Below are 19082 nucleotides of genomic sequence, written 5' to 3' on the forward strand. Positions count from 1 at the left end.
CCCCCCCCCCCCCCCCCCCCCCCCCCCCCCCCCCCCCCCCACACCCCCCCCCCCCCCCCCCCCCCCCCCCCCCCCCCCCCCCCCCCCCCCCCCCCCCCCCGCTTCTCTGTGTCGAGTGTGCGCCCGAGAACGCCCACTGGGCGCCCGAGACCGTTGAGCGGGCGCGCAGCTACGCCGCGGAGGTCACGCGGTAGACGTCGTAGACGCCCTCGACGTTGCGCACGACGTTCAGAACGTGGCCGAGGTGTTTGGGGTCGCCCATCTCGAAGGTGAACTTGCTGACCGCGACGCGGTCGCGGCTCGTGGTCACCGACGCCGAGAGGATGTTCACCTTTTCGTCGGCGAGTACCTTGGTCACGTCCGACAGCAGCCGGTGACGGTCGAGGGCCTCCACCTGGATGGCGACCAGGAACACCGACTCGGCCGACGGCGCCCAGGTCACAGGGATGATTCGTTCGTCCTGGCGGCGCAGTTCACCCGCGTTGGTGCAGTCGGTGCGGTGGACGCTGACACCCCCGCCGCGCGTGATGAAGCCGAGGATGTCGTCGCCGGGAACCGGCGTACAACACTTCGCGAGCTTGATGAGGACGTTGTCGACACCCTCGATGACGACCCCGGCATCGCCGCCTGCCCTGGTCCGCGACGGCATCGTCGACAGTGTCGATCGCTCGGCGATCTCCTCTGCGGCGTCGTCGATGCCACCGAGGGACGAGACGAGCCGATTCACGACGTGCCGTGCGGACACATGGTTCTCGCCGACAGCCGTGTACAGCGCGCTGACGTCGGCGTAGCGCAGTTCCTTGGCGATCGCGGCCATCGACTCGGCGCTCATCAGACGCTGCAGTGGCAATCCGCCTCGTCGAACCTCTTTGGCGATCGCGTCCTTGCCGGTCTCCAGAGCCTCTTCACGACGCTCCTTGGCGAACCACTGGCGGATCTTGGCCTTCGCTCGGGGCGAGACGACGAAGTTCTGCCAGTCCTTGCTCGGCCCGGCGTTGGGAGCCTTCGACGTGAACACCTCGACGACTTCGCCGTTCTCGAGTTCGCGTTCGAGCGCGACGAGTCGGCCGTTGACGCGGGCACCGATACATCGGTGCCCCACCTCGGTGTGCACCGCGTAGGCGAAGTCGACGGGCGTCGAGCCCGCGGGCAGCGTGATCACGTCGCCCTTCGGCGTGAAGACGAAGATCTCCTTGACGGCGAGGTCGTAGCGCAGCGACTCGAGAAACTCGCCGGGGTCGGCGGCTTCTCGTTGCCAATCGAGGAGTTGACGCATCCACGCCATGTCGTCGATCTCGGCCGTATCGGTCTTGCGTCCCTTGCGATCCCGGTAGCCACCCTCCTTGTATCGCCAATGCGCGGCGATACCGAATTCGGCGGTGCGGTGCATGTCGTTGGTGCGGATCTGAATCTCGAGGGGCTTGCCCTCCGGCCCGATGACCGTGGTGTGCAACGACTGGTACACGCCGAACCTCGGCTGAGCGATGTAGTCCTTGAAACGTCCGGCCATCGGCTGCCACAGCGAATGCACGACGCCGACCGCCGCGTAGCAGTCACGCACGTCGTCGCACAGGATGCGCATGCCGACGAGATCGTGGATGTCGTCGAAGTCGCGACCCTTGACGATCATCTTCTGATAGATCGACCAGTAGTGCTTGGGCCTACCCTCGACCGTCGCGGTGATCTTGGCCGACGACAGCGCGTTGTTGATGTCGGCGCGCACACGGGCGAGATAGGTGTCGCGCGAGGGCGCGCGGTCGGCAACGAGCCGCACGATCTCCTCGTAGCGCTTGGGGTGCAGAATCGCGAAAGAGAGGTCTTCGAGTTCCCACTTGACCGTTGCCATGCCGAGCCGATGGGCAAGTGGCGCAATCACTTCCAGCGTTTCACGAGCCTTGCGCGCCTGCTTCTCCGGCGGGAGGAAGCGCATCGTGCGCATGTTGTGGAGGCGGTCGGCGACCTTGATGACGAGAACCCGCGGATCGCGTGCCATCGCGATGATCATCTTGCGGATCGTCTCGGCTTCGGCGGCGCTGCCGAGGGCCACCTTGTCGAGCTTGGTCACGCCGTCGACGAGATGGGCGACCTCGGCACCGAATTCACTCTCGAGCGCCTCGAGGGTGTAGCCGGTGTCCTCGACGGTGTCGTGCAACAGCGCGGCGACGAGCGTGGTGGTGTCCATCCCGAGATCGGCGAGAATCGTCGCGACCGCGAGCGGATGGGTGATGTATGGGTCGCCCGACTTCCGGTTCTGACCACGATGGCGTTCGTCGGCGACGTCGTAGGCGTGCTGCAGAAGCGCGATGTCGGCCTTGGGATAGATCTCCCGATGCAGGGTGACCAGGGGTTCGAGCACCGGGCGCACCGAGCTGCGGGTCGCGGTCATCCGACGTGCGAGTCGAGCGCGAACGCGCCGCGACGCCGAGGCATGCGTGGTGTCGGCGGGAGCAGCGGGCTCGGTGGCCCCAGTGCCATCGGGCGCACTCACCGGGGCGGGAGCAGCGGGACGGGCCTGCTCTGCGGGGGCGGTCGGCGTGACCCGCTCACGAGCGACGGCCGCCTCGGTCTCGTTCGCCATGCTGCCTCCTTCTCGTGGTGCGTCTTCTCAGGACGTCAGGCCGCCGTACCGACACGCGGACGTCGACCGATGAGAACTGATCCCGGAAGATTTCAACACCGTATGTGACGAGTCTAATCCGGCGCCGACGCCGGGCGCGGCGTGCGCTGCGGACCGACCGGGCTCAGCGGTCGTCGGTGATCGCGTGCAGGCCCACTTCCGGCCCGAGTTCGGCAGCGATCTTCGCGCGCCCGCCGAGATCGGCGAGCTCCATGATCACCGCGACCCCGACAACCGAGGCACCCGCCAGACCCATGAGTTTCGACGCCGCGACAGCGGTTCCACCCGTTGCGAGGACGTCGTCGACGATCAGCACGCGCCGACCGGTGATGTCGATGCCGCTCGCCGGGATCTCCAGCCGAGCTGTGCCGTACTCGAGGTCGTAGTCGACGCCGTAGACCGGCGGGGGCAGTTTTCCGCCCTTACGGACCGCCAGGATGCCGACCTCCAGCTCTTGTGCGACGGCACCGCCGACCAAGAAGCCGCGCGCGTCGATTCCCGCCACGAGGTCGACGCCCGAACACCCGTGTGTCAGCGCCGTCACGATCGACGAGAATCCCTCCGTGTCGGCGAGGACCGGGGTCAGATCACGAAAGAGGATGCCCGGCTTCGGAAAGTCGGGAACCGTGCGTTGATGCTCGGCGATCGCCGCCCGTGCCAGGAGGACCGCCTCGCGCGTGACCTCGTCGGAACCGCCGGTCGCGCGCCCGCTCACGCGCTCACTCACCGCTCACCCACCGATCCATGTTCCATCCCGTTCCATTGCGGCCGAGTCCGGCAACCACGTTGTCGACTCGATCATTCCATCGTCGAACCCGCGGAGCAGCAAACAGCGGAATCGACGGGATGTCCGACCACGCCGCGCCCTCGATCGTCCGGACGAGACTCAAGTGTTCGCTACCGAGCGCGCCGACGCTGCGCGCGGCGATAGCATCGGAGACTGCCTGATCGTCAAAGTCGTTGATGTCCAACGGATCTCCGTCGAACAGCTGATACGCGTCTCGGCTCGGATCGGCTGCGCCCGCCGCGGCGAACGACGTTCCGTTGACCACCAACACCGCGTCGGCGGTCTTTCCGAGGTCGCTGATACCGAACTGAGGCGACGACACGTCAGTGACCGAGATGCCGGCCGCGCGACAGGAGTCGGCGATCGCTGCGACCATCTGCCGTTGTCGGTCACCTGGCGCGAGGTAGCCGATGCGGACCCGGATGCCCGACTCCTCACCCGCTCCAGCAAGGAGTTCTCGCGACTTGGCGATGTTCGCACGCAGGTATCCCTGACCGAACTCGCCGTTGATCGCTGCCGCGAGGCGGTCCGCGGGCGCAAGCGTCCGGAGATTCCACAACTGCGCACCCTGGCCGAACGTGCGCGTCAGCGCATCCCGGGGTACACAACTGGCGAACGCCCGTCGAACGGCGACGTCGGCGAAGACCCCACGACGCGAGAGCACCACTTCTTCGACGCCCAGCGCCCGGCCGGGCGCGTCGGGGGCTTGCACCTGCCCCGCGGAGTTCTGGTCGCTGCGTTTGGCATCGCCGTCTGTCAGTCCTGCAGTCACGTCGGCGACGCTGTACGAGTTGCCAGTGATGAGGCGTGCCGCGTCGGACCTGCCATGCACGAGGATCCTCGACACCTTCGGTGCGTCTCCCCACCACTTCGGGTTGGGGACGAGCAGCACGCCTGCGTCGGTCACCTCGGAGATCTCGTAGGGACCCGACGACGGTACGTTGTCGGCACCGCCGCCCGCTCGCAGCTCGAACGCCGATGTCCAGGCCTTCGCGATCTTGCGGATCGCGGCCCGGTCGGACGACCTGATCGACGTCAGTACGTCGGCGACGCCCGCGACACGGCCGACCACCTGCGCGGGCATGAGGGTGCCCGCGCCGAACAGCGAAAGCCAGTCACGGTAGTCGCGACCGCGCTTGAAGGTCACTGTCGCCGACTTGGAGCCCGCATTGCAGTCGACGGCGTCGATGTCGCGGTACCCGGCGGTGGTCGCGGCCCCGAACTCCGGAAACCGTCCGCTCATCGCCGTCCACGCGAGGACCAGATCGTCGCAGTCGAGCGGCGTGCCGTCGGAGAACGCGGCGTCGGGCGTGAACTGGTAGGTCAGCGTCTGTACCGGACCCGCCTGCACGCTCACGGTGCCGATGTCACGGTCGGGCGTCACCTGACCCGACGCCCCGAGATAACTGAACCCGGGGAACACTCGGCCGGTCAGCATCAACGCGCCGTCGGCGTTGCCGGCGGCGGTGTTCGCGTTGGCCGTGCTCAGGCGCGCGTCGGTGAGGTAGTCGAGCGTCGGCGGTGGGTCGTCGCCGCACGCGGCGACCACCCCGACCATGACGAGGCCCGCCAACACCATCGCGAGCACTTTCGTGCTGCGCACTGAGGTCACGGCGCGCCTATCGGGAACGCCGACGCTTGCCGGTGGGAGCCTGCGGCTCCTCCCCCGCATCCTTTGCAGCGCGAGCACTCCGTGTGCTCGACGCCGCGCGACCACGAACCGGCCGGTCTGCCGCGCTGACGTCTTCACCGGCCTCGATCGCGTCGCGACGCGCCAGCACACGCGCGGTGTGCTTTTTGATGTCGGAACGACGTTCCTTGAGCGTGACGAGTAGCGGGGCCGCGAGGAAGATCGACGAGTAGGTACCGACGACGACGCCGACCAACTGGATCAGTGCGAGGTCCTTGAGCGTGCCGACACCGAGCAACCACACGGCGATCACCATCAGCGCGATGATCGGAAGCACGGAGATGACCGTCGTGTTGATCGACCGCATCAGGGTCTGGTTGATCGCGAGGTTGGCCTGCTCGGCGTACGTCCGACGCGTCGTCTGCAAGACCGACCGGGTGTTCTCACCGACCTTGTCGAACACGACGACGGTGTCGTAGATCGAGAAGCCCAGGATGGTGAGCAGACCGATCACCGTTGCCGGAGTGACCTCGAAACCGACGAGCGAATAGATGCCCGCCGTCACGACGATGTCGAACAACAGCGAGGCGAGTGCCGCAACCGACATCTCCCTGTCGAAGCGGATGGCGATGTAGACGAAGACGATCACGAGGAACACCGCAAGGGCGATGAGCATCTTCTCGGTGATCTCTTTGCCCCAGGTCGAACTCACCTCGGAGATGCTCACGTCGCGGTTGGTGAGTTCTGGCCCGAAGCGGTCGGTCAACGCCTGGGTGAGTGTCGACGCCTGCTGCACCGTCAGCGTCTCGGTACGCACCTGCACGGTCTGCGCAGCACCGGAACCCGCGGTCTGGACCGCTTCCGGCGCGCTGCCCAGCGCCTTGGTCGTGACGTCTTCGACGGATTGGCTCGTCACACCCTGTGTGACGGGGATGGAGACCTGTGTTCCGCCTTCGAACTCGATACCGAAGGAGAACCCTCGGATTGCGATGGAAGCGATGCAGATGACGACGATCGCCAAGCTCACCAGGTACCACATGCGCCTGCGTCCGACGATCTCGAATGCACCGGTGCCGGTATAGAGCCGCGACAGGAACGACCTGTTGGTGTCGGCGACGAAGTCGGCGTCGCTTCCGGCAGACGGAGTCGGCGCCGAGCCGTCGCGTGTGTCGTTGGTGGTTGTCATTTCGACGTTCCTTCTGCGACGGTCTGCTCGTTGTCGGTGCGTTCTGCGGCCGCCCGGTCTGTCCTGCTGGTGCGCTGGCGACGCTGTCGCGCCACCTCACTCACCGCGCCGAGGCCGTTGATCTTCGGCCGCGAGAGGAAGTCGCTCCTACTGGCCAGCACAACAAGCGGATGGGTGACGAGGAAGACCACGACGACGTCGATGATGGTTGTGAGACCCAACGTGAACGCGAACCCACGGACCTCTCCGATCGCGAGGATGTAGATCACGGCTGCGGCGATGAAGCTGACAGCATTGCCCGACCAGATGGTCCGGCGGGCGCTGGCCCAGCCACGCGGCACCGCCGACCGGAAACTTCGTCCCTCGCGCATCTCGTCCTTGATGCGTTCGAAGTAGACGACGAACGAGTCGGCCGTCATACCGATACCGATGATCAGACCCGCGATACCCGCGAGGTCGAGCGTGAATCCGATCCATCGGCCGAGCAACACGATGATGCCGTAGACCGCGGCGCCGGCGAGGATCAGCGAGAGGATCGTGAGGAAGCCGAGCGCACGGTAGTAGGCGAGGGCGTAGATGAAGACCGCGATCAGACCGATCAGGCCTGCGATCAGACCCGCACGCAACGATTGCAGACCCAGCGTTGCCGAGACCGTCTCAGCGTCGGACGTCTTGAACGAAAGCGGCAGCGAGCCGTACTTCAGCACATTGGCGAGGTCGCTGGCCTCTGTCTCGTTGAACGATCCGGTGATCTGTGTCTTGCCGCCGGAGATCTGCGAATTGATCGTCGCGGCCGACACGACACGGCTGTCGAGGACGAACGCGGTGGTGTTGCCGATGTTCTTGGCGGTGAACTCGCTCCAGGTCTGCGCCGCGTTCGGCTTGAAGTCGAGGTAGACCGTCCACGCACCCGTCTGCTGATCGGATCCCGAACTCGCAGAGCTGATATCGCGACCGTCGATGATCTGAGGCGCGAGCAGGTAGACCTGCTTGCCGTCCTCCGAACACGCCACGAGGTACTGATCGGAGATGTCGTTACCGAGAAGTGGATCGTTCGCGCCGGTCGAGCAGTCCATCTTGGACATGTAGGCCTTGAGCCCGTCGGTGTTGGCGCCCGCGGGAACCTGTCGCAGCTTGCGCTGCTCCTCGATTGCCTTGGCCGCCTGGTCGGCGGGCTGCTCGTCGGTCGGTTTCGCCGCGTCGTCCTTCTTCGGCTGCGGCGTGGCGGCCTGCACCTCGACGACGGGACGTACGAACAGGCGAGCGGTCTGGCCGAGCGTTTTGGCCTGGGCGCCATCTTGACCGGGAACCGTGATGATCAGATTGCTGCCGTTGACGACGACCTCTGACCCGGAGACGCCGAGGCCATTGACGCGCTGCTCGATGATCTGCTTGGCCTGATCGAGTTGTTCACGCGTTGGCGGATTGCCCGACTCCGTACGCGCAGTCAACGTAACTCGGGTGCCACCCTGCAGGTCGATGCCGAGCTTCGGCTCCGGTGATCCGCCACCGGTGAAGAAGATGAGCGCGTAGATCGCCGCAAGCAGCACGAAGAACAGGGTCAGCGGGCGCCAGGGCGGGATCTCACGCGCTGGCGACCGCCGCTTCTTCGCTGGCTTTGTGGTCGACGACCCTCGTGTCTTGGTCGACGATCCTCGTGTGTTGGTCGACGCCCGTTTGTTGGTCGACGTCTCTGTCGCCCGGCGAGGGGTGGTCACGTTGTACTCGATCTCCTTCAGCGCGCGTCAGATGGCCGCAGGCCACTGTACTGATAGGCCACACGGCCGCACGCCACTCTACTGATCAGCGCTGACGCGTTCACACACCCCCACCTGGCAGTGTGACGCGCCAGCAGTGCTGCACAGACCAGACGCGTTACTTGTCCGAATCGGAGCTGTTTCCGCCCTGATCCTTACGCAGGTTGATCTCTGTGTCGTCGGCGTCGCGGTCGTCGTCGCCACCCGAGAGGGAGTCGTAGCTCACGGTGCCGTCGATGGTCGAGAACTCGTCACCGTCTGCGGTGAGGGGTGCGCTCGGCGGGACGTAACCGGCGTAGGTCGCCGCGGCATCCTCGGTGGGTACGACCTTCATGATTGCCAGGCGATTCCAGCGCGTGACCACTCCGGTCGCGATCTCGACGTCGATGTAGTCCGCCGACGAGGCGTCGATGATGGTGCCGAACAGGCCCGAGGTGAGCTGGATGCGCGTGCCGGTCTGAATCGAATTCTGCATGTCCTGCTGCTCGGCAGCGCGCTTCTTCTGCTTGCGCATGGAGAAGAACATGAAGCCGGCGAGGAGCACGAGCAGAAGCGGAAAGAGCAGAGATTCCATGAGAGAGCGATCAGTCCTTCGTTGAATGTTGAGGTTGCACGCCGTAGCAGTGCACTCCCTCTAGTGTGCCATGCCGCGAATTCGGACATTTGGCTCACTACCTGGGTGCTCAGAGGTCGTCGAACAGCGATTCACCGTCGACGTCGCGCGGACGAACACCGAATGTCGCGTTCAGCGCACCCGCAGGCGGTGTCAATCCGAGGTGGTGCCACGCCGCGGCCGTCGCCACTCGACCGCGTGGAGTCCGCGCGATCATCCCCGCACGCACGAGAAAGGGTTCGCAGACCTCTTCGACGGTTGCGGGCTCTTCGCCGACGGCAACGGCCAGAGTCGACACACCCACCGGTCCACCGCCGAAAGCCCTGATCAGCGCATTGAGCACGGCGCGGTCGAGCCGGTCGAAGCCGAGTTCGTCGACGTCGTAGACGGCCAGCGCAGCCCGTGCGGTGTCGACAGTGACGGTTCCGTCACCGCGCACCTCCGCATAGTCGCGTACACGCCGCAGCAGCCGATTCGCGATACGCGGTGTCCCGCGTGACCGACTCGCGATCTCCGACGCCGCGTCGCCGCCGAGATCGATGCCGAGAATGCCCGCAGAACGGCGGAGGACTCGCACCAACTCGTCGGTCTCGTAGAACTCCATGTGGGCGGTGAACCCGAATCTGTCGCGCAGCGGGCCGGTCAGCGACCCCGACCGCGTGGTCGCTCCGACGAGCGTGAACGGTGCGACGTCGAGTGGAATCGACGTCGCGCCCGGCCCCTTGCCCACCACGACGTCGACTCGGAAGTCCTCCATGGCGAGATACAGCATCTCCTCTGCGGGGCGGGCGATTCGGTGAATCTCGTCTATGAAGAGCACGTCTCCCTCGACCAGATTCGACAGCATCGCCGCGAGATCGCCTGCCCTCTCGAGCGCCGGACCAGACGTGACCCTGATCGCGGCCCCCATCTCGGCGGCGATGATCATCGCCAACGACGTCTTGCCCAGCCCAGGAGGTCCGGACAACAGGATGTGGTCGGGTGTTCCTCCCCGACCACGCGCTCCGTGCAGAACGAGTTCGAGCTGTTCACACACCCGCGGTTGCCCGATGAAGTCGGCCAGTGAACGCGGACGCAGGCCCGCGTCGAGGTCGCCATCGGACCGCACGGGCGTCGCGTTGACCTCGCGCTCGATCGGCTCGTCGGAACTCATCACGACTTACCCAGCACCGCAAGGGATTTCCGCAAGGCGGCGGACGCGTCGGCATCAGGTGTCTCCGCGAGAATCGCGACGACGGCCTTCTCCGCGGGCGCCGCGGTGAAGCCGAGCCCGATGAGCGCCTCGATAACCTGAGCCCGCACTCCACCGCCGGTGACGCTTACGCCTACCGATCCGTCTACCGCCGGGCGGTCGACCTTGTCACGAAGCTCGACGACGAGCCGCTCGGCGACCCGCTTGCCGATCCCGGGGACGGAGGTGAGCGCTGTGACGTCGGAGTCGGCCAGAGCCCTGCGCAGCGCCTCGGGTTCGAGGACGGCCAGCGTGGCCATCGCGAGCCGCGGCCCGACACCGGTCACGGTCTGCAACAGCGCGAACAACGCTCTGGCGTCGGGCTCGGTGAACCCGTACAGGGTCATCGAGTCCTCGCGCACGATCATCGAGGTGAGCAGCGTCGACTCCTCACCCCGATGCATCCGCGACAACGTCGACGGCGTGGCGAGAACGCGGTATCCGACACCGGCGCAATCGATCACCACATGGTCGAGCGCGACGTCGACAACCGGCCCACGAACAGATGCGATCATGATCCGCTCCTCCCCTGTGCTGCGCTGGCGGCGCGCTCGCGCGCGGTATCGGCGGCGCGCTCGCGCGCGGTATCGGCGGCGCGCTCGCGCGCGGCGGCGATCTTCTCACGATGTCGGACGGCCGCGGCCTCGGCCTGCCGCTGCGCAGCCAGCATCCGCTCGGCCATCGGGCCTCGCCAACAGTGGCAGATCGCGAGAGCCAACGCGTCGGCGGCGTCGGCGGGGCGCGGCTTGGTCTGCATGCCGAGAATGCGGGTGACCATTGCGGTGACCTGCGCTTTGTCGGCACGTCCGCTGCCGGTCACCGCGGCTTTGACCTCAGATGGGGTGTGGAAGCGTACGGGTATCTCGCGCTGACCTGCGGCGAGCGCGATGACGCCACCTGCCTGCGCGGTGCCCATCGCCGTGGAGACCTGGTTCTGGGCGAACACCCGCTCGATCGCGACGACGTCGGGGTGGTGCGTGTCGAGCCAATGAGAGGCCGCGGTGTACACCGCGAGCAGTCGTCGTTCGAGGTCCATGTCGGTCGGTGTGCGGACAACGTCGACGTCGAGCGCAGTCACCTGGCGACCAGCACCCGACTCGACGAGGGCGATACCGCATCGCGTCAGCCCCGGGTCGACGCCCATCACTCGCACACGTACTCCTCGGATTGCAGCGAACAGTTGTTCGAGATATTACCGAGGGGGCCCGACAATGCGGGTGATCGACACGGCGTAAGAGTGGACTCGATGACGCGATTCGAACCGTTTACTCCGCAGGGCCTGGCGCAGCTGTGCATCGACCGCTGCGCCGACCTTCCCGGCATCGCCGTCGTCGGAGTCGACGGCGCGCCCGCCGCCACGCCAGAGATACTCGCCTCCGAGATCGTCGACGGTCTGCGAGCGCGCGGCCGAGCGGCGGCCGTTGTCCACACGTCGGACTATCTGCGCCCGGCATCGCTGCGGCTGGAGTACGGCAGATCCGATCCCGAGTCATACCGGGAGAACTGGTTCGACTTCGCCGCGATCGGCCGGGAGGTGATCGACGCCGTCCAGACGCATCGACGATGGCTGCCACGGTTATGGGACCCGGTGCGCGACAGATCATTTCGCGACGAACACCAGTACGCCACCGACTCCCAGATCATCGTCGTCGCAGGCCCGATGCTGCGCACACACGGACTCGACCTCGACCTAGTGATCCACCTGGCCATGTCGGAGGGCGCTCTGCGACGCCGGACGCCCGACGCCGAGCAGTGGACCATCCGACCCCTGCTCGACGACGATGCGCACGCTCCGACCGCCGACCTCGAGGTGCGCTACGACCACCCGGACCGACCGGCGCTCGCCCGAACGAACTGAAACTCAGGCGTCGAGTTCCGCGAGGACCTCGTCGCTGACGTCGACGTTGCTGTACACGTCCTGGACGTCGTCACAGTCTTCGAGCGCGTCGATCAGCTTGAAGACCTTTCGGGCGCCCTCGGCGTCGACCGGCACCTCGACGGAGGCACGAAAGTCGGCCTCGGCGGAGTCGTAGTCGATACCGGCGTCGACCAGTGCGGTGCGCACAGCGACGAGGTCGGTCGGCTCGCTGACCACCTCGAACGAGTCGCCGAGATCGTTGACTTCCTCAGCGCCGGCATCGAGGACCGCCATCAGGATGTCGTCCTCGGACTGTCCGTTCTTCTCCAGCGTCACCACACCTCGGCGGGTGAAGAGGTAGGCCACCGAACCCGGGTCGGCCATGTTGCCGCCGTTACGCGTCATCGCGGTGCGGACCTCGCCGGCAGCGCGATTGCGGTTGTCGGTCAGGCACTCGATGAGGATCGCGACGCCGTTCGGTCCGTAACCCTCATACGTGATGGTCTGCCAGTCGGCGCCACCGGCTTCTTCGCCACCGCCGCGCTTGCGTGCGCGCTCGATGTTGTCGTTGGGTACCGAGCTCTTCTTCGCCTTCTGGATCGCGTCGTACAGCGTCGGATTACCGGCGGGGTCACTACCCCCGGTACGTGCCGCGACCTCGATGTTCTTGATCAACTTGGCGAACATCTTGCCGCGCTTGGCGTCGATGACCGCCTTCTTGTGCTTGGTGGTCGCCCATTTGGAATGGCCGCTCATACGCTGTTCCGATCCTTTCGCGTGCCCGCGGCGTCGTTGCCACGCACGGTGTCGTTCGTCATTCGATCTTAGCGGCGACCATCCCGACGAAGTATTCGTGCACTCGTCGATCGCCTGTCACCTCCGGATGAAACGACGTCGCGAGGACGTCACCCTGACGTACCGCGACGATCCGACCCTCCGCGGGACCCTCGGTCACTCGGGCCAGAACCTCCACGCGCTCGCCTGCCCGCTCGACCCAGGGCGCGCGGATGAAGACCGCACGCATCGGGTGACCGTCGGTGATGCCGTCGACCTCCAGATCGGTCTCGAACGATTCCACCTGCCGTCCGAACGCGTTGCGTCGCACCGTGATGTCGAGCGCGTCGAGATGCCGGGCATCGGGCCGTGTGTCGAGGATCTCCGAGGCGAGCATGATCATTCCCGCACACGAACCGTAGGCAGGCATGCCATCGCGGAGGCGCGCGCGCAGCGGTTCGTAGAGGTCGAACACGCCCAGGAGTCTGCTCATCGTCGTCGACTCCCCGCCCGGGATGATCAATCCGTCGACGGCGTCGAGTTCTTCGCGACGACGCACACTGATCGGCGTCGCTCCCGCAGCGGCGACGGCGGCGAGATGTTCGCGCACATCACCCTGCAGTGCGAGGACTCCGACACGTGGCGATCCGGTGTCCGCGGTCACCTGTCGTGCCGTGCGTGCTGGTCGGCGGGCATCTGGCGGCCGGTGCGGCTCAGACCCTCTTGTGTGACCGCAGCGACGAGCCGACCGTCGCGATCGAAGATGCGGCCCTGGGTCAGCGCGCGGCCACCCCCGGCCGACGGCGAGCTCTGGTCGTAGAGCAGCCATTCGTCGGCACGGAACGGTCGCATGAACCACATGGCGTGGTCGAGCGAGGCCGCCTGCGGTTCGATACCGGGGTGCGGCACCTTCGACGATCCGAGCAACGTCATGTCACTCATGTAGGCCAGCGTGCACACGTGGATGGTCTGATCGTCGGGCAGTCGGTGTCGGTACCGGAACCAGACTCGTTGCTGCGCAGCGAAATACGGATTCGTCACCATGTCCTCGCGCGGCACCACACGAAGGTCGAAGTTCTGCCATTCCTTGAGCACCGACGAATCGTCGTCGGACAGGGTTTCGGCCCTGTCGGGCAACGACTCGGGGTCGGGCGCAGGCGGCATACGGTCCTGGTGCTCGATTCCCTCGTCGCCGTGCACATGGAACGACGCCGACATCGTGAAGATCGCCTCGCCGTTCTGGATTCCGGTGACTCTGCGGGTGCAGAACGACCGTCCGTCGCGGATGCGGTCGACGAGGAAGACTGCCGGAATATCGGGATTGCCGGGCCGGAGGAAGTATCCGTGCAGTGAATGCACCGTGTAGCTGTCGTCAACCGTGCGGGTGGCCGAGACGAGCGCCTGACCCGCGACCTGGCCGCCGAACGTGCGCTGCAGAAAGCTCTCGAACGCGCCGCCGCGGTAGATGTCCTTCTCGATCCGCTCGACCTGGAGGATCTCTTCGATGTCTGCCACCTGGACAGTATCCCGCATGATGACACCGCGGCAGACACACAGCCCGGTCAGAGCTCGTCGAGCTCGACGATCCCGTCCTGGACCGCGCGCGCGACGAGGCCCGCCTTGGTCGGGGCAGGACGGCCGATCTCGGCGTACTTGGCCCGAATACGTGTGAGGTGTGTGTTCACAGTGCCGAGCGAAATGTACAGCGCCGCAGCGGTTGCGGGCTTCGTGTCGACCATCAGCCACGTCCGCAGCACCTCGATCTCCCGCGGCGTCAGCTGCGGCTTCGGCGGTGCTTGTCGGCTGCGCGGGTGCTCGTCGGTCGTCGCCGCCTCCCCCACGTTCGCATCGAGCTGCGGCAACAGGTGCATGTGTCGTTCGCCCCGGCCACCGGCCACAGTCGCGCCCTGCCGAGGTCCTTCGCCGACAGCGACGGCCGCTGGAGGCCCGGGCAACGGCATCCGACGCGCGGCGAGGCGGGCCAACGCCTCCTGACGACGTGCCACCGACTCGGCACGACGTCGTGCGGCGTAGGCGTCGAGTTGCACAGCGGGAATGCGGGGTGCGGTAGGTGCGGTCATGTCAGCATCTCCTCGGTCATCGCTTGTGCCGTATCGGTCTACGCCGTCTCGGCTCGGTCATTCGCGGTACTTCGCACCGCGTGCAGATGACGTTATGAGTGCTCAGGTCGCCCGTCGATGGGGAGAACTCCCCTGGGCATGGGGAGAACTCCCCATGCTGCATCGTCGCAGTTCAGAGCTAATGAATTGAACTCAATCGGCGGCGTTGCGCGCGGCCTCTTCGTCGATGAGGGGTAAATCGCCGCGCGTGACGATGCGCGAGGCCACCGCGTACTCGACGAGCTTCGCCCGGCGATTGCTCGCGAGCTTTCCGCCGCCTGCTCGCATTCCGCTGACTCCGAGCTGGTCGAGCTTGTCGCACACGTTGTCGAGCTTGCGGTTGAATTTCGTCAGCGACCAGCCCAGTCTCCCCGCGGCCTGCGCCGACGAGGGGATCGCACTGGCCCCCGTGCCGTCACGACGCAGGATCTCCTCCGCCAAGACGACGATCAGCAGCTTCTGACTCTCGGTCAGCATCGGGACGCCCTGCGTAATCATCCCGCCGACCACCTCGGGCGCGGTCACCGCGTCGACGTGCGGGCTCACCGTGTGGACGTCCACCTCGTAGGTGGTCGGCCCTGCCGTGAACACGATCGTGGTGTGGCCGAAGACCAGCGGCATCCGGGCGCCCGGTCCGAGCACCGCCGAGAATCCGACGTCGCCCGCAGACACGCTGGCCGAGAGATGCGCGCCCTGATTACTCAACCACCACAAGCCATTGACGTTGTGCAGCAACAAGAATCGACGGTGCAGATAGGGATTGTCGTCGACGGACAGATCCGCCTCACGCCCGATCCAGAACCGACGACCCGCCAGAATCCCGAACCGCTCGCCGCAATAGTCGACGAACGCACGCTCGGCCTGCGTCTGCGGAACCTGCCCGGACGTCATCGGCGAGCGCACCTCGACGCTGTCATGTGGGCGTGTCCTCCGACGTCTCGACGCTCTCCCCGCCGACCTCGCCCGACTCCTCGTCGCTGCGCACCGACACCACCACGACGGTCACGTTGTCGTGCGCGCCGACGAACAGCGCGGCGTCGACAAGGCTTGCCGCGGCATCCTCTGCGGAATCGGAACCCGCGAGAATCTCGGCGATCTCGGCGTCGGGCAGCTCGCCGGTCAATCCGTCGGAGCAGATGAGCAGGACATCGCCGGGTAGTGCCGGGGTGGAAAAGTAGTCGGCGTCCGGCTCGGACATACCCGCACCGAGCGCCCTGGTGATGACGTTGCGGCGCGGGTCGATTCGAGCCTGCTCGGCGGTGATCACACCGGCGTCGACGAACTCCTGAACCTGTGAATGGTCGCGTGTGAGCAGCTGCAGCGTGCCGTTCTGGAACCGGTACGTCCGCGAATCGCCGATGTTGAGGATCAGCCAGTGGAGGACGTCGTCGTCGGTGACGAGCACCGCGCCGGTCACAGTGGTCCCCGCTCGTCGGTCGGAGAAGCCATCGATACCACCGATGCGCTGCTGCGCGTCGACGAGCAGTCGGTCGAGTACGTCTCGGGTATCGGCGAGTTCGGCACCAGGCTCGACCTCCGCCAGCGTCAGGAGCGCCGCCTCACTGGCCAGCTCGCCACTCTCGTGCCCGCCCATGCCATCTGCGAGCAGATACCGTCCGGGCAACACGAGAGCGGCGTCTTCGTTGGCGTCGCGGACACGTCCGACGTCGCTGTACACCGACCAGTCGAGTCGCAGATCTCCGACGATGTCGCTGCCGGTCAGCGACGAATCACGGACGATGCTCACCGAGTCCATGGTCAGCAGATCCTACCGGCGGGCTCGCCACCCGCGGGTGACGTACCCACTGTCGGCGCGAACGTGTCCATGTCGTCGATGTCGCCTACCAGCCGCGCTCGGCAAGACGATGCGGTGCCGGGATGTCGTCGACGTTGATGCCGACCATCGCCTCGCCGAGTCCGCGCGAGACCTTCGCGAGCACATCCGGGTCGTCGTAGAACGTCGTTGCCTGCACGATCGCCGCCGCCCGCTGCGCGGGGTTACCCGACTTGAAGATGCCGGAACCGACGAACACGCCCTCAGCGCCGAGCTGCATCATCATCGCGGCGTCTGCAGGAGTGGCGATGCCGCCGGCGGTGAACAAGGTCACCGGCAGTTTGCCCGCGTTGGCGACCTCGACGACGAGATCGTACGGAGCCTGCAATTCCTTTGCCGCGACGTACAATTCGTCCTTCGGCAGCGAGGTGAGGCGTCGGATCTCATCGCGGATCTTGCGCATGTGGGTCGTCGCGTTCGAGACGTCGCCGGTGCCGGCCTCACCCTTGGAGCGGATCATCGCAGCACCTTCGGTGATGCGTCGAAGCGCCTCGCCGAGGTTGGTGGCACCACACACGAACGGCACCGTGAACGCGAACTTGTCGATGTGATTGGCGTAGTCGGCGGGCGTCAGGACCTCCGACTCGTCGATGTAGTCGACGCCGAGACTCTGCAGGATCTGCGCCTCGACGAAGTGTCCGATACGTGCCTTGGCCATCACCGGGATGCTGACCGTGTTGATGATCCCGTCGATCATGTCGGGGTCGCTCATGCGCGACACGCCACCCTGTGCACGGATGTCGGCGGGTACCCGCTCGAGCGCCATGACCGCGACAGCCCCCGCGTCCTCGGCGATCTTCGCCTGCTCGGGCGTCACGACGTCCATGATCACGCCGCCCTTGAGCATCTCGGCCATTCCGCGCTTGACACGGGCAGTGCCGTGTCCTGCCTGCGAGTCAGCAGCGGCGTGTCCGTTGACCGACGAGGTTGCGTCGGTCGCGGGCTGCTCCCCTGATTCGAATCGACTCACTGTAAGTCTCCTGATTTCGCGTTCACGGCCCATCGGCGATCCACTGGGCTCCTGGCATTACAGGATAGGCGACCCCGAATTGTGTCCTGGCCGCAGGTTCGCCGCACGTCAGGACGATTCGTCGTCGGGTGCCACCCGCTCGGAGATCTCGAAGTACGCGGGCGGTGCTGCCGTGCCTCCGAGCTTGAGCCAGCGCACAGGTCTGCGGGTTGCCAGCGCGCGCGTGTCGCGAACGGCGTCGTTGTAGAAGCGTCGTGCCATCATCACGCGGGTCTCGGCATCGGCGAGTTCGATCGACAGTGACGCCGGACGTACGCCGTTGTCGGTACGGGCGAGCGCCGCGGATACGTCGTTCTCCGCGTCCTCGCGCTGATCCGGCGTCGCGCGTTCGGCACGGTCGGCGACCGCGGTCAGTAAGGCCGCGGCCTTTCTGCCTCGGTCGTCGGTCGACGTCTCCATCCACGCCGCGATGGCCCGCGCGACGACGCTGCGTCGCTCGAGCGCGGACTCCAGCGACCGACGCGCAAGGTCGACACGAACGTTCAGCCGGTCGAGGCGATTGGCGGTCTTGTAGGCCCACGCCGCGGCCACGACCACGAGAACCACCACGACGAACACGATCGACGCCACGGTGCCCGAGACCGTGATCCCAGAGAACCGCACGGCGTCGGCAAGACTCGATGCCACTGAAAGTTGTTGGTGCGCCGCACCGTTCATGCTGTACCCACTCTGTCAGGGTCCACTCTTTCTGGGCCCACTCTTTCTGGGTCCACTCAGTCCGACACCACGACGGGTCCGGCGTCGACGGTGACCGTCTCGTATACGCGCAGGATCTGGTCGGCCACACGCGACCAGTCGTACTTCGCGGCTCTCGCCCGACCCGCTTCGACGAGGTCGGCGCGGGCGTCGTCGTCGGAGAGGAGTGCTGTCACAGCGTCGGCGAGCTCATCAGCAGCACCGACAGCAACCAGCTTTCCGGCACGGCCGTCGTCGAGAACGCGTCGGAAGGCGTCGAGTTTGCTCGCGACCACCGCTGCGCCCGCCGCCATGGCCTCCACCAGAACAATGCCGAAACTCTCGCCACCGAGATTGGGTGCCACGTACACGTCGGCCGACGCCAGCGCCCGCGCCTTGGTCTCGTCGTCGGCCTGACCGAGCAGTACGAGGTGGTCGGCGAGATCTCCTGCTCGACGCCTCAACGCACGCTCGTTGCCTCCGCCGACCACCAGGATCCGGACGTCGGGAAAACTCTCGACGATCGTCGGCAATGCACGCATCAGAATGTCGATGCCCTTGCGTGGCTCGTCGAAGCGACCGAGGAACAGCACCGACCGGCCGGGGTGCGGGTAGCCGGGCAGTGGAGGTGAGTCGGCGAAACCCGCACAGTTGATTCCGTTCGGGATCTCGACCGCGTCGGAACCCAGCGACTCCATCTGCCAGCGACGCGCGAGCTCCGACACGGCGATCTTCCCTGCGATCCGCTCGTGGTACGGGCGCAGGATTCCCTGAAATGTCTTCAACCACAACGACTTCGACGTCGAGGTGTGAAACGTCGTGACTATCGGCCCCAACGCGACCATCAACGCCAGCATCGACAGACTCGGCGAATTGGGTTCGTGGACGTGCAAGACGTCGAACTCGTTGTCGGCGATCCAGCGGCGAAGCGTCAGGTAGCCGTGTGGGCTGAAGCAGACGCGAGACACCG

At 66.2% G+C, this 19082-nt stretch carries 19 protein-coding genes; 1 reads left to right on the forward strand and 18 read right to left on the reverse strand.

Going from position 1 to position 19082, the window contains the following annotated elements; all coding sequences use genetic code 11:
* Positions 1-169 precede the first annotated feature (169 nt).
* The 9 genes from A5777_RS21990 to ruvC all read right to left on the reverse strand — a co-directional run bounded on the left by A5777_RS21990 (position 170) and on the right by ruvC (position 10974).
* Positions 170-2578 carry a RelA/SpoT family protein gene (locus A5777_RS21990; RefSeq protein WP_005202624.1) on the reverse strand — a complete coding sequence of 803 codons (2409 nt, stop codon included), beginning with the start codon at positions 2576-2578 and terminating at the stop codon, positions 170-172.
* Positions 2579-2741: 163 nt separating this feature from the next.
* Positions 2742-3332, reverse strand: a complete 591-nt coding sequence (locus A5777_RS21995) for an adenine phosphoribosyltransferase (protein ID WP_231895167.1) — start codon at positions 3330-3332, stop codon at positions 2742-2744.
* A 4-nt stretch (positions 3333-3336) separates the two neighbouring features.
* Positions 3337-5016, reverse strand: coding sequence for an ABC transporter substrate-binding protein (locus tag A5777_RS22000; RefSeq protein WP_197502441.1), 1680 nt, complete (start codon positions 5014-5016; stop codon positions 3337-3339).
* A 7-nt stretch (positions 5017-5023) separates the two neighbouring features.
* Positions 5024-6220, reverse strand: coding sequence for a protein translocase subunit SecF (gene secF / locus A5777_RS22005; RefSeq protein ID WP_005202617.1), 1197 nt, complete (start codon positions 6218-6220; stop codon positions 5024-5026).
* Positions 6217-7938 carry a protein translocase subunit SecD gene (gene secD / locus A5777_RS22010; protein WP_005202616.1) on the reverse strand — a complete coding sequence of 574 codons (1722 nt, stop codon included), beginning with the start codon at positions 7936-7938 and terminating at the stop codon, positions 6217-6219. The genes secF and secD overlap by 4 nt, the downstream gene beginning before the upstream one ends.
* Before the next feature lie 157 nt (positions 7939-8095).
* Positions 8096-8551, reverse strand: coding sequence for a preprotein translocase subunit YajC (gene yajC / locus A5777_RS22015; RefSeq protein ID WP_005202615.1), 456 nt, complete (start codon positions 8549-8551; stop codon positions 8096-8098).
* Between the two features lie 109 nt (positions 8552-8660).
* A complete protein-coding gene (gene ruvB, locus A5777_RS22020; RefSeq protein ID WP_005202614.1) occupies positions 8661-9743 on the reverse strand; it encodes a Holliday junction branch migration DNA helicase RuvB in 1083 nt (360 codons plus the stop codon).
* Positions 9743-10336, reverse strand: a complete 594-nt coding sequence (ruvA, locus tag A5777_RS22025) for a Holliday junction branch migration protein RuvA (protein WP_005202613.1) — start codon at positions 10334-10336, stop codon at positions 9743-9745. The genes ruvB and ruvA overlap by 1 nt, the downstream gene beginning before the upstream one ends.
* Positions 10333-10974 carry a crossover junction endodeoxyribonuclease RuvC gene (ruvC, locus tag A5777_RS22030; protein WP_005202612.1) on the reverse strand — a complete coding sequence of 214 codons (642 nt, stop codon included), beginning with the start codon at positions 10972-10974 and terminating at the stop codon, positions 10333-10335. The genes ruvA and ruvC overlap by 4 nt, the downstream gene beginning before the upstream one ends.
* A gap of 93 nt (positions 10975-11067) precedes the next feature.
* On the opposite strand from ruvC, the gene A5777_RS22035 reads away from it, so the two are divergent.
* Positions 11068-11679: a hypothetical protein gene (locus A5777_RS22035; RefSeq protein ID WP_064864614.1), complete on the forward strand. Its 612-nt coding sequence runs from the start codon at positions 11068-11070 to the stop codon at positions 11677-11679.
* Between the two features lie 3 nt (positions 11680-11682).
* On the opposite strand, the gene A5777_RS22040 is transcribed toward A5777_RS22035, so the two are convergent.
* The 9 genes from A5777_RS22040 to A5777_RS22080 all read right to left on the reverse strand — a co-directional run.
* Positions 11683-12435 carry a YebC/PmpR family DNA-binding transcriptional regulator gene (locus A5777_RS22040; protein WP_005206023.1) on the reverse strand — a complete coding sequence of 251 codons (753 nt, stop codon included), beginning with the start codon at positions 12433-12435 and terminating at the stop codon, positions 11683-11685.
* Positions 12436-12493: 58 nt separating this feature from the next.
* The gene (gene pdxT, locus A5777_RS22045) at positions 12494-13117 is read right to left on the reverse strand and encodes a pyridoxal 5'-phosphate synthase glutaminase subunit PdxT (protein WP_005206024.1); all 624 of its coding nucleotides are present in this window, start codon (positions 13115-13117) and stop codon (positions 12494-12496) included.
* The gene (locus tag A5777_RS22050) at positions 13114-13968 is read right to left on the reverse strand and encodes an acyl-CoA thioesterase (protein ID WP_039855647.1); all 855 of its coding nucleotides are present in this window, start codon (positions 13966-13968) and stop codon (positions 13114-13116) included. The genes pdxT and A5777_RS22050 overlap by 4 nt, the downstream gene beginning before the upstream one ends.
* Positions 13969-14015: 47 nt before the next feature.
* The gene (locus A5777_RS22055) at positions 14016-14534 is read right to left on the reverse strand and encodes a helix-turn-helix transcriptional regulator (protein ID WP_005206028.1); all 519 of its coding nucleotides are present in this window, start codon (positions 14532-14534) and stop codon (positions 14016-14018) included.
* Positions 14535-14726: 192 nt separating this feature from the next.
* Complete coding sequence (locus tag A5777_RS22060; protein WP_005206031.1) at positions 14727-15464, reverse strand: hypothetical protein; 738 nt, start codon at positions 15462-15464, stop codon at positions 14727-14729.
* A 22-nt stretch (positions 15465-15486) separates the two neighbouring features.
* Positions 15487-16329 carry a PP2C family protein-serine/threonine phosphatase gene (locus tag A5777_RS22065; RefSeq protein WP_005206033.1) on the reverse strand — a complete coding sequence of 281 codons (843 nt, stop codon included), beginning with the start codon at positions 16327-16329 and terminating at the stop codon, positions 15487-15489.
* An 85-nt stretch (positions 16330-16414) separates the two neighbouring features.
* Complete coding sequence (gene pdxS, locus A5777_RS22070; RefSeq protein ID WP_005206034.1) at positions 16415-17377, reverse strand: pyridoxal 5'-phosphate synthase lyase subunit PdxS; 963 nt, start codon at positions 17375-17377, stop codon at positions 16415-16417.
* A gap of 108 nt (positions 17378-17485) precedes the next feature.
* On the reverse strand, positions 17486-18007 hold the full coding sequence (locus A5777_RS22075) for a hypothetical protein (RefSeq protein WP_064864616.1): 522 nt from the start codon (positions 18005-18007) through the stop codon (positions 17486-17488).
* Between the two features lie 143 nt (positions 18008-18150).
* Positions 18151-19082 (reverse strand): glycosyltransferase family 4 protein (locus tag A5777_RS22080; RefSeq protein WP_064864610.1); only part of this gene is annotated, 932 nt, incomplete at its 5' end.

Origin of the sequence: Gordonia sp. 852002-10350_SCH5691597, from assembly GCF_001665715.1 — a bacterium.
Lineage (GTDB): Bacteria > Actinomycetota > Actinomycetes > Mycobacteriales > Mycobacteriaceae > Gordonia > Gordonia sputi.

Coding starts and splice junctions, on each gene's coding strand:
- A5777_RS22055 (WP_005206028.1), bottom strand. CDS start 14,534: ATGACCGCACCTACCGCACCCCGCATTCCCGCTGTGCAACTCGACGCC.
- secF (WP_005202617.1), bottom strand. CDS start 6,220: ATGACAACCACCAACGACACACGCGACGGCTCGGCGCCGACTCCGTCT.
- yajC (WP_005202615.1), bottom strand. CDS start 8,551: ATGGAATCTCTGCTCTTTCCGCTTCTGCTCGTGCTCCTCGCCGGCTTC.
- A5777_RS21990 (WP_005202624.1), bottom strand. CDS start 2,578: ATGGCGAACGAGACCGAGGCGGCCGTCGCTCGTGAGCGGGTCACGCCG.
- A5777_RS22040 (WP_005206023.1), bottom strand. CDS start 12,435: ATGAGCGGCCATTCCAAATGGGCGACCACCAAGCACAAGAAGGCGGTC.
- A5777_RS22060 (WP_005206031.1), bottom strand. CDS start 15,464: ATGACGTCCGGGCAGGTTCCGCAGACGCAGGCCGAGCGTGCGTTCGTC.
- A5777_RS22035 (WP_064864614.1), top strand. CDS start 11,068: ATGACGCGATTCGAACCGTTTACTCCGCAGGGCCTGGCGCAGCTGTGC.
- A5777_RS22065 (WP_005206033.1), bottom strand. CDS start 16,329: ATGGACTCGGTGAGCATCGTCCGTGATTCGTCGCTGACCGGCAGCGAC.
- ruvB (WP_005202614.1), bottom strand. CDS start 9,743: ATGAGTTCCGACGAGCCGATCGAGCGCGAGGTCAACGCGACGCCCGTG.
- ruvA (WP_005202613.1), bottom strand. CDS start 10,336: ATGATCGCATCTGTTCGTGGGCCGGTTGTCGACGTCGCGCTCGACCAT.